Here is an 11,785-nt window from a genome sequence, read left to right as displayed (position 1 = left end):
GCCAAAACCTACCAATTTGCAGTATAATTGGTAGGTTTTGGCAAATATAATGGCAACTACCGAAATCTACCAATTCTGTTATGAATTGGTAGATTTCGGTAGTTGCCATTATTTACTTTGCGTTACAATCGATTTTACGCCGTGGCGTACTTGCTCGTGCGCAACTCCTCGGCCAGGAAGCGGGCGGTGTGGCCTTTGCCAGCCTTAGCCACCTGCTCGGGCGTGCCCTGGGCCACGATGGTGCCGCCGCCCGCGCCGCCCTCGGGGCCGATGTCGATGACGTGGTCGGCCACTTTAATCAGGTCGAGGTTGTGCTCGATGATGAGGACGGTATTGCCTTTATCGGCCAGCTTCTGGAGCACATCCGCTAGGTGATTAATATCCTCGAAGTGCAGGCCCGTCGTTGGTTCATCAAGGATGTAGAACGTCTTGCCGGTGTCCTTTTTGCTGAGCTCGGTGGCGAGCTTCACGCGCTGGGCTTCGCCGCCCGAAAGCGTGGTGGCCTGCTGGCCCAAGGTGAGGTAGCCGAGGCCTACCTCGTTCAGGGTCTTGATTTTGCGCAGGATGCGCGGCTGGTATTCGAAGAATTCCACGGCCTTCTCCACCGTCATGTCGAGAATGTCGGTGATGGACTTGCCTTTGAAGCGCACTTCCAGCGTTTCGCGGTTGTAGCGGCGGCCTTTGCAGGTTTCGCAGGGCACGTGCACGTCGGGCAGGAAGTTCATCTCGATGGTGCGGATGCCGGCGCCCTCGCAGGTTTCGCAGCGCCCGCCCTTCACGTTGAAGGAGAACCGGCCGGGGCCGTAGCCGCGAATTTTGGCTTCTGCCATCTCGCCAAACAGCTGGCGGATTTCAGTGAACACGCCCGTGTAGGTGGCCGGGTTTGAGCGCGGCGTGCGGCCAATGGGCGACTGGTCCACCTCAATCACCTTGTCGATGAAGTCCAGCCCTTCGATGATGCCGTAAGCCAGCGGCTCCTTTTTCGAGTTGAAAAAGTGCTGGTTGAGAATGGGGTACAGCGTATCGTGGATAAGCGTGGACTTGCCCGAGCCGGATACGCCCGTCACGGCCACCAGCTTGCCCAGCGGCACTTTCAGGGTCACGTTTTTGAGGTTGTTGCCCTTGGCACCTTTTAGCACCAGTTCGGTGCCTTCGCCCTTGCGCTTCTTCTTTTGAATCTCGATATGCTTCTGCCCGCTGAGGTACTGGGAGGTGAGCGAGCCGGAGTTGAAAATTTCCTGCGGCGTGCCCGAGGCCACGATGTGGCCGCCGTGAATGCCCGCGCCGGGGCCAATATCGAGCACGTGGTCGGCGTGCAGAATCATGTCCTTGTCGTGCTCCACCACAATCACCGAGTTGCCGATATCGCGCAGGTGCTGCAGAGCCTTGATGAGCCGCTCGTTGTCGCGCTGGTGCAGGCCGATGCTGGGCTCGTCCATGATGTAGAGCACGCCCACGAGCTGGGTACCAATCTGGGTGGCGAGGCGGATGCGCTGGCTTTCGCCGCCGCTCAGCGTGCGCACCGGGCGGTGCAGGTTCAGGTAATCGAGGCCCACTTCGAGCAGGAAGCCGATGCGCTTGCGGATTTCCTTGAGCAGCTCGCGGGCAATCACGTTCTGGCGCTCCGTCAGACGGTCTTCCAGGCCCACAAACCAGGCGGCTAGCTCGTTCAAATCCATCACCGACAGCTCGCCGATGTGCTTGCCGTCCATCTTGAAGTGCAGGCTTTCCTTTTTGAGGCGGTAGCCGTGGCACTCGGGGCAGGGCTGGGCCTGCGCGTACTGCGCAATCCACTCGCGGATATTGTCCGACTCCGAATCCATCTGCCGGCGCAGGAAGGGAATAATGCCCTCGAACGGCTCCGAATACGTGCCCTTGCCGCTGTCGGCCTCGTCCTCCGAGATGCCGTGGAGCAGGCGCTTGAGCAATTCCTCGGGCAGCTTGTCGATACTTGTGTTCAGCGTGGCCTTGTTCTTCTTGAGGATGAGCTGCAGCTGCTGGAAAATCCAGATGTCGCGGTACTCGCCCAGCGGCGCAATGCCGCCCCGGCTGATGCTCAGCTTGCGGTCAGGCAGCACGGCTTCTTCCGTGATTTCCTGCACTTCGCCCAGGCCGTTGCACGTCGGGCACGCGCCATAGGGCGAGTTGAAGGAGAACGTGTTGGGCGCCGGGTCGTCGTAGGCGATGCCGGTGGCCGGGTCCATCAGGAAGCGCGAGAAGAACTGCGGCGCAGCTTTCTTCGCGTCGGGGTCCAGTACCAGCATGGTGCCTTTGCCGTGGGTGAGGGCATTCTGCACCGAGCCCGACAGGCGGAACCGGTCCTCTTCCTTCACCAGCAGCCGGTCAATCACGATTTCGATGTCGTGGATTTTGTAGCGGTCCACCTGCATCTTGGGCGTGATGTCTAGAATTTCGCCATCGACGCGCACCTTGGTGAAGCCCAGCTTGGCAATCTTCTGGAAATCTTCGCGGTAGTGGCCTTTGCGGCCCTTCACTACGGGCGCCAGCACCACGAGTTTCTTGCCGTCGAAGTGCTTGAGAATGTAGTTGATAATCTGGTCGTCCGACTGCCTAATCATCTTCTTGCCGGTGGCGTAGCTGAAGGCCTCGGCCGTGCGGGCATACAGCAGACGCAGGAAGTCGTAGATTTCGGTGATGGTGCCCACCGTGGAGCGCGGGTTGCGCGAGGTGGTTTTCTGCTCGATGCTGATAACCGGCGAGAGGCCCTCAATCTTGTCCACGTCGGGCCGCTCCAGCCCGCCCATGAAGCTGCGGGCGTAGGCCGAAAACGTCTCCATGTAGCGCCGCTGCCCCTCGGCGTAAATAGTATCGAAGGCCAGGCTCGACTTGCCCGAGCCCGAAATGCCCGTGAACACCACCAGCCGGTTGCGCGGAATCTTCACGCTCACGTTTTTCAGGTTGTGCTCGCGGGCGCCGTACACTTCAATGAACGGCGCGTCAATGTGGTGGGCGGAGCCGTTAACAAGGGGCGCGGTGGAGGGCGGCAACGTCTCGGGCGTCTGGTGTTGCAGGGCTACTTCCACGCTGGCCGGGTTAGGCTGGCTGGCAGTTGCGGCTTCCGGCTCGGTGAGAGCGCCGGCCAACTGCTTTTTCAGCGCGGCAGCGGTAGTCTTGGATGCTTTGGCTGGCGCCGACCGTTGGTTTGGGGCTGTGGCAACCGGGGTAGCAGTGGATTTTTTGGCCATTCAGAAACGCAGCGAATAAGTGCGTAAAGGTACGTAGAAGGGGCTCCGAAGGCTAATGAAATAGGCATATTTGCCAGTCGCGTTAGTTTGTGCCGGGCCGGGGCGTTGGTGCACAACAGCCGGAGCGGTGCATTTGTGCCCGGCGTTCTGCCAGAAAATAAACTGGCGACGATTTAAAGCAATTGGGCGATGTTTTCAGGCAATGCAGCTGCTCCGCTCAACATTCTGGCACTAGCCTTGCATCTATTAAAAGCGCAGCGCCGTTCGTGGTCTGTTATTCTTTTTCATTCAACCCATTAGCATGAAACCCCTCGCAAGATTTTTTGGTGCGGCCCTGGTGGGCGCGTTTGCCCTGTTGGCCACGCCGGCCGCCCAGGCGCAGGTGGGGGTGAATATTAATATCGGCGCACCGGCCTGGGGCCCGCAGGTTCCCTACGGCACGCAGTATTACTACATCCCCGAAATCGATGGCTACTACGACCTCTACAACCAGCAGTACATCGTGTATCAGGACGGCTACTGGGTGCCGCTGCCTGAGCTGTATGGCTACGACCCCTACCAGTTCCATCCGGTGATTGTGGACTACCGGGGCCCGCAGCCCTGGCTGCGCGTGGACTATTACCGCCAGCACTACGCCTACCAGCCCTACCGCAACTACGGCCCCAGCCGCGCCGGCTACTACAACGGCGGTTATGGCTACGGCCCCAGCTACGGTCGCTCGCGCACGGTGTATTCCAATGGTCGCAACTACAATGAGCACGACGACCGGGGTGGCTACCGCGGCAATGATGACCGGGGCGGCTACCGGGGCAACGACAACCGCGGTGGCGCACAGTACCCCAGCGGCGGCTACAGCACTCCGCGCGGCAACCAGCAGCCCCAACAGCCCCAGGGCGGTGGCTACAACCCCGGGCAGGGCGGCAACGGCGGCAACGGCGGCGGTTTCGGCGGCAACCGGGGTGGCAATCAAGGCCAGCAGGGCGGCGGAAACTATGGCGGCGGCGGCCGTAGCGGGGGCCACGGCCGCGGCTAAGTCCGCTCAGCCAACTTCCTTCACCGGAAACTAGTATACAGCACCCGGCGCTACCAGCGTAGTGCCGGGTGTTTTGTTTTCACTATCGATGCACTTCCCATGAAACTGTTTCCCACCCTCTTCAGCGCCGTACTGCTCTCGGGCGCCTCACTTGTCGCGGCCCCGGCCGCTCAGGCCCAGATTAATGTCAACATCAATACGGCGCCGCCCGTGGTGGTGGGCGCTCCGGCCGATGCCCAGTACTACTACGTACCCGAAATCAACGGCTACTACGACGTGCCGGCCCGCCGCTACCTGGTGCAGCGCAACGGCAAATGGACCCGCATGGAGCGCATCGAGGGCTACAACCCCGCCAACTTCCACCCGCAGTACATTGAGTACCGCGGCGCTGAGCCCTGGACCTACAAGGGCGGCAATCCCCACGGCTTGCCCCCCGGCCAGGCCAAGAAAATGTACCGCAACGACAATGACCACGACGGTGGCCGCCGCGAAGACGACGACCACGATAACCGCGGCAAAGGCCACGGCAAGGGCAAGAACAGAGACTAGTTCACCTTCATTACCTAACCAAGCCCTGCCCTCACCCGGCGGGGCTTTTTGGTGGCGACCGGGTTTGGCACCCTCCTTGCCTTCCCTGCGTATCAGTCCCGCCTATCTCTCTTAATCAGTCATGAAATTCTTCCCTCAGATTCTCTGCACGGCCCTGCTTAGCGCGTTGGCGCTGGCCGCTGCGCCCGCCGCCCAAGCCCAGGTGAATGTGAACGTGAATGTGGGCCGGCCCGCCTGGGGCCCCGCCGTGCCGCAGGGCACGCAGTTCTACTACATCCCCGAAATTGACGGGTACTATGACCTGTACGCTCAGCAGTATATCGTGTTTCGAAACGGCCAGTGGATTCCGGTGGCCGTGGTAGATGGCTACGACCCTTACCAGTTTCATCCGGTGGTGCTCGACTACCGCGGCCGCCAGCCGTGGGCTTACGTAAGTGCCCACCGCGACCGGTACCCGCGCCGCGTGGTAGTGGTGCAGCCCCGCCCCGTGATAGTGCAGCGCGGCCTGCCACCCGGCCAGGCTAAAAAAATGTACCGGGAAGGCTACCGCGAAGGCCGGCAGAACGGCCAAGGCAATGGCCACGGACGCGGACACGGCCGTGATTAGAGCGGTTTCGGAGTCGGGGTGACGGCGCCCCGACTCCGAAACCGCTGTAGATTCTGTAATTGCGTAAAAAAACCGGCCCTGAAAAAGGTCGGTTTTTTTACGCTCTTTCGTCCGACTTAAAACGCCGCGTTCTTGGGGTAGCGCGGAAAGGGAATCACGTCGCGGATGTTGCTCATGCCCGTCACGAACAGCACAAGGCGCTCGAAGCCCAGGCCGAAGCCGGCATGCGGCGCGGTGCCGAAACGGCGGGTATCGAGGTACCAGTCCAGCTCGTCGGCGGGCACGTGCATGTCGGCCATGCGGGTGGTGAGCTTGGTGTAGTCTTCCTCGCGCTGCGAGCCGCCGATGATTTCGCCGATGCCGGGAAACAGCACGTCCATGGCGCGCACGGTGCGGCCATCGTCGTCCAGCTTCATGTAAAAGGCCTTGATTTCCTTCGGGTAATTGGTGAGAATAACGGGCTTCTTGAAGTGCTTTTCCACCAGGTACCGCTCGTGCTCGCTCTGCAAATCGGTGCCCCAGTCGACGGGGAATTCAAACCTCTGCTTGGCCGATTTCAGGATTTCCACGGCTTCGGTGTAGGTGAGGCGCTGGAAGGCGTTATCGACCACGAAGCTCAGGCGGGTAAGCAGTTCCTTGTCGTACTGGTCGTTGAGGAATTGCAGGTCGTCGGCGCAGTGCTCCAGGGCATAGCGCACCAGGCTTTGGAGGAAGTCCTCGGCCAGGTCCATGTTTTCTTCGAGCTCGTTGAAGGCCACTTCGGGCTCAATCATCCAGAACTCGGCCAGGTGGCGGGCGGTGTTGGAGTTTTCGGCCCGGAACGTGGGCCCGAAGGTGTAGATGCTGCCCAGCGCCATGGCCGCCAGCTCGCCTTCGAGCTGGCCACTCACGGTGAGGTTGGTTGGCTTGCCGAAGAAGTCCTGCGTGAAGTCGACGGAGCCGTCTTCGGTGCGGGGCGGGTGCTCGGGCGGCAGCGTGGTCACGCGGAACATCTGGCCCGCGCCCTCGGCATCGGAACCGGTGATGATGGGCGTGTGGACGTAGAAAAAGCCGTTCCGGTTGAAATAGTCGTGGATGGCGAAGGCCAGCGCGTGCCGCACGCGCAGCACCGCGCCAAACGTGTTGGTGCGGGGGCGCAGGTGGGCAATGTCGCGCAGGTGCTCCAGCGAAGTGGCTTTCTTTTGCAGCGGGTAAGCTTCCGGGTCGGCCGCGCCTAGCACGGTGATTTCGGTGGCCTGAATTTCCACGGCCTGGCCCTTGCCCTGCGAGGCTACCAACTGACCCCGGATGGCTAGACATGCACCTGTGGTAATTTGCTTGAATGCTTCTTCGGAAGACGGGCCAGTATTGGCCACAATTTCTTTCTCCCATACAAGCTTAATGAGTGGCAATTCCTTTCCTTGCTCACTCACAGCTACAATTTGTATGTTATGAATAATTGAACCATCGTTGACGGCAATGAACTGCACGTACTTATTGCCGCGGCGGGAGCGAACCCAGCCTTTGACGAGGACTTCGCGGTCGAGGTTCTGGCTGGCCAGAAGGGCTTTGACGGTGGACCGTTTGAGGGACATAACTTGCGGGGGAAGCGAATTGTAAGAGGGCAAAGGTAGGGCAGAACGAGTAGCGCGAAATTTCATTTCGCCGACGAGCGCAGCGAGTTCCGGCACGCGACATCCGTTGATACTCGCTGCACTCGTCGGCGAAATGAAATTTCGCGGTACTTGTGCTAATCAACTTTTCATGCCAAACTTTAGTAAAATTGACCTCCGGCCCCTCCTTTCCGTACTTTCGCTATTATGCAACGCCTCGACCTTAAACAGCTCCTCTCCCAAAAGCTTAGCCCGCAGCAGATTCAGTTTATCAAGCTGCTGCAAATCCCGACGGCGGAGCTGGAGACGCGCATCAAGGAAGAAATGGAGGTGAACCCGGCCCTGGAAGAGGACGAGCCCGACGACGCCGAGGAACTGGACCGCGACGACGAAGACAGCAGCGACGATGACGACCCCGACGCCAGCCTCGACAACGACGAAAACACGCTGGACGAGGACTTTGACGACCGCAGCAGCAACGACGCGGAAATGGCCGATGAAATGCCCGAGCCGGACCTCGCCGCGAAAGACGAAGGCCCGACCGACAGCGAAACGGCCGCCGACAACACCGACCTCGACCTGAGCGACTACCTCAACGACGACGAAATAGCGGGCTACAAGATGCAGGGCGACGGCCCCGGCGAGGAAGAGGAGCGCGACACCCCGCTGGCCGATACCAGCGGCTCGCTGCTGGATTCGCTGCTCGACCAGCTGCATTTTGCCGACCTCGACGAGCGGCAGGAAGCCATTGGCCAGCAGCTCATCGGCTCGATTGACGGGGACGGCTACATCCGGCGCGACCTCTCGGCCATTGCCAACGATTTGGCCTTTAGCCAGAACCTGGAGGTGACGGTGAAGGAGATTGAGGCCGTGCTGCGCGTGGTGCAGGGCTTCGACCCGCCCGGCATTGCCGCCCGCGACCTGCCCGAGTGCCTGCTCCTGCAGCTGGAGCGCCGGCCGCAGGACGAAAACACGGTGAACGCCGAGCGGATATTAACCGAGACGTTTGAGGAGTTCAGCAAGAAGCACTACCCGCGCATTCAGCAAAAGCTGGACCTGGAAGACGACGAGCTGAAGGAGGCCATCAACGTGATTCTGAAGCTGAACCCCAAGCCGGGCGGCAGCGGCCCCAGCGGCCTGGGCAAGACGCAGTACCTGATGCCAGACTTCATTCTGACGAATGACAACGGCGTTTTCAACCTGACCCTGAACGCCCGCAACGCCCCCGAGCTGCGCGTGAGCCCGGCCTACACCGAGATGTTCCGGACCTACGACAAGGCGGCCAAGAAGGACACCAAAATGAAGGAGGCTGTGACCTTCGTGAAGCAGAAGCTGGACTCGGCCAAGTGGTTTATCGACGCCATCCGGCAGCGGCAAAACACGCTGCTGCGCACCATGAACGCCATTGTGGAGCTGCAGCGCGACTTCTTTGCCGAAGGCGACGAGGGCAAGCTCAAGCCCATGATTTTGAAAGACATTGCCCAGCGCATCGGCATGGACATTTCGACGGTGAGCCGGGTGGCCAATTCGAAATCTATTCAGACCGAGTTCGGCATTTATCCGCTGAAATACTTTTTCTCCGAAGGCATTGCTACTGATTCGGGCGAGGACGCCAGCAGCCGCGAAGTAAAGAGCATCCTGCGCGACCTTATTGGCAAGGAAAGCAAGGCCCGCCCGCTGAGCGACGACAAGCTGGAAAAAATGCTCAACGCCCGCGGCTACAACATTGCCCGCCGCACCGTGGCCAAGTACCGCGAGCAGCTGAACATTCCGGTGGCCCGGCTGCGCAAGGAGCTGTAGGAGACAGGCAGGGGCGAGCGAGCAGCCATTTGCCCCAAACATTTGAACAGCCGTGTGCTTTATCTTTGGCTAACGGCGGAGGCTATGAGCAGAAGCTGGGTGTTCATTGTTAACTGCTAATTGCTCACTGTCAATTGAAACCTGACCTGCCCACTGACTTAGCCGAGCTGCAAGCGCTGTACGTGGCCGAGCGAACCCGCCGCGAGCAAGCCGAAGCCACGGCCAAGCGCCTGCAGGTGATGAGCCGCATTCCGCAGCTGAACCCCAACCCCATTCTGCAAGTGAGCGGCGACGGCGAGCTGCTGTACGCCAACCCGGCCGCCACCATGCTGGCCGCCGAGCTGCAAACCAACGGCCCTTCCCGGGTGCGGCCCCAGCTGATGCAGGCGGCCATCCAGGCCCTGCGCTCGGGGGCCCCGGAGCGGCGCGAGCTGCTGGCCAACCACCAATATTTTCTGCTCTTCACGGTGCCCGTGGTGGAAGACGGCTATGCCATGCTGTACCTGACCGACGTGACGGCGCAGCGGCAGGCCGAGCAGCAAACCCGGGAGCAGCACGAATTCTACGAGAACGTGCTGGCCCACTTGCCGGCCGTGGTGCTGGTGCTCGACCCCGACCAGCGCTACCGCTACATCAACGCCTACGCCGAGCCCGACCCCGCCAAGCGCAAGGCGCGCGAAGGCCGCACCTTTGCCGACCACTGCGCCGCCACTGGCCTGCCCATGTCCCTGGCCGTGCGCCGCCGCCGTTTGTTTGAGCGCGCGGCCACCACCCGCGAGCTGGTGAGCTGGGAAGAGCAATGGCCCGGCCCCAACGGTGAGCCCATGCTTTACTGGCTGTGCTACTACCAGCCCGTGTTCGGGACCGACGGGGTGCTGCGCATGATGATGTGCTACGGCCTCGACATCACCAACCGCCACCGCGCCGAGGAGCGCACCCGCCAGAGCGAGGCGCAGGTGGTGGCGCAGCAGCAGTTCACCAACCTGGTGCTCGACCTCAACCCCAACCTCATTTGGGTGCGCGACGCGCAGGGCTACACGGTGTTTGAGAATGCGGGCATGAAGGCCCTGCGCCAACACATCGTGGAACTGGCCGGCTCTTCCACGATGGAGGCCGCCATGAGCAAGGAGGAAATTCAAACCTCGGTGCTGGCCGACCAGGAGGTGCTGCGCACCGGCCGGCCGCTCACCATTCAAACCTCCATCAAGCTGGCCAACGGCCACACCATGTGGCTGCAAACCGTGCGCTGCCCCCTGGTGCAACCCGATGGCACGACCCAGGTGCTGGGCGTGAGCACTGACATCACCGACCTGAAAGTGGCCCAGCACGCGGCCGAATCGGCGGCGACGGCCCGGGAGAACTTTTTGGCCAACATGAGCCACGAAATTCGCACGCCCCTGAACGGGGTGCTGGGCATGACCAGCCTGCTGGCCAAAACCGGCCTCAACGAGCAGCAGCGCAACTACACGGCCATTATTCAGCACTCGGGCCGCCACTTGCTGAACGTGGTGAACGACGTGCTCGACATGGCCAAAATCACCTCCGGCAAGCTGGAGATGGAGCAGGCCGCCTTCAACCTGTGCGACTCGATGGGCAGCGCGGCCCAGCCCCTGGTGATGCAGGCGCAGGAGAAGGGCATTCGGGTGGTGGGGGCGCTGCTGAAGGACTCCTGCCCGCACCCTTGGGTTATCGGCGACTCGTACCGGCTGAATCAGATTCTGATAAACCTGCTGTCGAACGCCATCAAGTTCACGCCGGCGGGCGGCACGGTGTCGGTGGGCGGGTACTTCGTGAGCGAAACCGAGGACACCCTTACCACCGAGTTTCGGGTGACCGATACCGGCATTGGCATTGCCCCCGATAAGCTGGAAAGCATCTTTCTGGAATTCACCCAGGCCTACGCCGACACCACGCGGCAGTTTGGCGGTACGGGCCTGGGCCTGAGCATCAGCCGGGCCTTGGTGACGCAAATGGGCGGCAAGCTCACGGTGCAGAGCGAGCAGGGCAAAGGCAGCTCGTTCTCCTTCATCACCACGCTGCCCAAAGCCAGCGCCGAGGCCCGCATGGCGGCCCTGACCCCGCTGGCGCCGGTGCAGGAGGCGGCCGTGCGCGGGGCCCGCGTGCTGCTGGTAGAAGACAACCCCGTGAACCGCGAAGTGGCCCTGCTGCTGCTCGAAGGCCACGGCGTGGTGGTGGACGAAGCGGCCAGCGGCATCGAAGCCCTGGAACTGTTTGAGCAGCACCGCTACAACGTGGTGCTGATGGACATTCAGATGCCCGGCATGAACGGGCTGGAGGCCACCGCCCGCATCCGGGCTCACGCCAACCCGACCAAGGCGGCCACGCCCATCCTGGCCCTCACCGCCAACGCCTTCCGGGCCGACGCGGATAAGTACCGCGCCGCCGGCATGAACGACACGCTGCCCAAGCCCTTCGACGAAGCCGAGCTGCTCGGCAAGCTGGCCTCGCTCATTGCCGGCGCGGATGGACCTCTGTTGGAAGTGGCCGCGCCCGGCGCCACCGCACCGGAAGCGCCACCGGCACCCGCGGCAGCCCCACCGAAAAAAACCACCGCGCCGAAACCGGCCCGCAAACCGCGCAAAACCGCTCCCGCTCCTGCCCTCTTCGACCTGGCCCTGCTGCACGAAACGGCCCACGGCAGTGCCGTTTTCATGAGCCGAATTCTTGCTTCCTTCCACGCCAACACGCCCGCCAGCGTAGCCGACCTCCGCGCCGCCCTGGCTGCCGCTGATTGGCCCGCCGTGGCCGCCGTGGCGCACAAGCTCAAGCCTTCGCTGCGCCTGCTGGGTGCCGCCACCCTAACGCCCCACCTGGAAACCGCCGAAGCCGAAGCCGCTACCGAAGCGGAGAAACAGCACGCAGCGGAAGCACTGGCAAGCGGCCTGGAGAAGTTGCTGGCAGTGCTGCCGGCAACTATTGAAGCAACTTCTTAAATCGATTTTTACTTTTCTACAGGCTATCATAGTTGGCCGCTTTG

General features: G+C 61.7%; 7 protein-coding genes. 5 read left to right on the top strand and 2 right to left on the bottom strand.

Features of this window, described 5'->3' with window-relative positions; genetic code table 11:
* Positions 1–134 precede the first annotated feature (134 nt).
* A complete protein-coding gene (uvrA, locus tag JKL48_RS12135) occupies positions 135–3,206 on the bottom strand; it encodes an excinuclease ABC subunit UvrA (RefSeq protein ID WP_236668752.1) in 3,072 nt (1,023 codons plus the stop codon).
* A gap of 301 nt (positions 3,207–3,507) precedes the next feature.
* Here uvrA and JKL48_RS12130 point away from each other — a divergent pair, with 301 nt between their 5' ends.
* The 3 genes from JKL48_RS12130 to JKL48_RS12120 all read left to right on the top strand — a co-directional run bounded on the left by JKL48_RS12130 (position 3,508) and on the right by JKL48_RS12120 (position 5,395).
* Complete coding sequence (locus tag JKL48_RS12130; protein WP_201982714.1) at positions 3,508–4,239, top strand: hypothetical protein; 732 nt, start codon at positions 3,508–3,510, stop codon at positions 4,237–4,239.
* A 99-nt stretch (positions 4,240–4,338) separates the two neighbouring features.
* Positions 4,339–4,788, top strand: coding sequence for a hypothetical protein (locus JKL48_RS12125; RefSeq protein ID WP_201982712.1), 450 nt, complete (start codon positions 4,339–4,341; stop codon positions 4,786–4,788).
* A gap of 121 nt (positions 4,789–4,909) precedes the next feature.
* Complete coding sequence (locus tag JKL48_RS12120) at positions 4,910–5,395, top strand: hypothetical protein (protein ID WP_201982709.1); 486 nt, start codon at positions 4,910–4,912, stop codon at positions 5,393–5,395.
* A 116-nt stretch (positions 5,396–5,511) separates the two neighbouring features.
* Here the strand turns inward: JKL48_RS12120 and asnS are convergent, their stop codons facing one another.
* Entirely contained in the window at positions 5,512–6,969 is a 1,458-nt protein-coding gene (asnS, locus tag JKL48_RS12115) for an asparagine--tRNA ligase (protein ID WP_201982708.1), read from the bottom strand.
* Positions 6,970–7,194: 225 nt separating this feature from the next.
* Here asnS and rpoN point away from each other — a divergent pair, with 225 nt between their 5' ends.
* Positions 7,195–8,787, top strand: coding sequence for an RNA polymerase factor sigma-54 (gene rpoN / locus JKL48_RS12110; RefSeq protein ID WP_201982707.1), 1,593 nt, complete (start codon positions 7,195–7,197; stop codon positions 8,785–8,787).
* A 134-nt stretch (positions 8,788–8,921) separates the two neighbouring features.
* Positions 8,922–11,741, top strand: coding sequence for a response regulator (locus JKL48_RS12105; protein WP_201982706.1), 2,820 nt, complete (start codon positions 8,922–8,924; stop codon positions 11,739–11,741).
* The last annotated feature ends 44 nt before the right edge of the window (positions 11,742–11,785 follow it).

It is taken from the genome of Hymenobacter rubidus, assembly GCF_016734815.1.
GTDB lineage: Bacteria > Bacteroidota > Bacteroidia > Cytophagales > Hymenobacteraceae > Hymenobacter > Hymenobacter rubidus.
The sequence above is the reverse complement of the archived record's forward strand: the minus strand, read 5'-3'. Positions and strand labels throughout refer to the sequence as shown.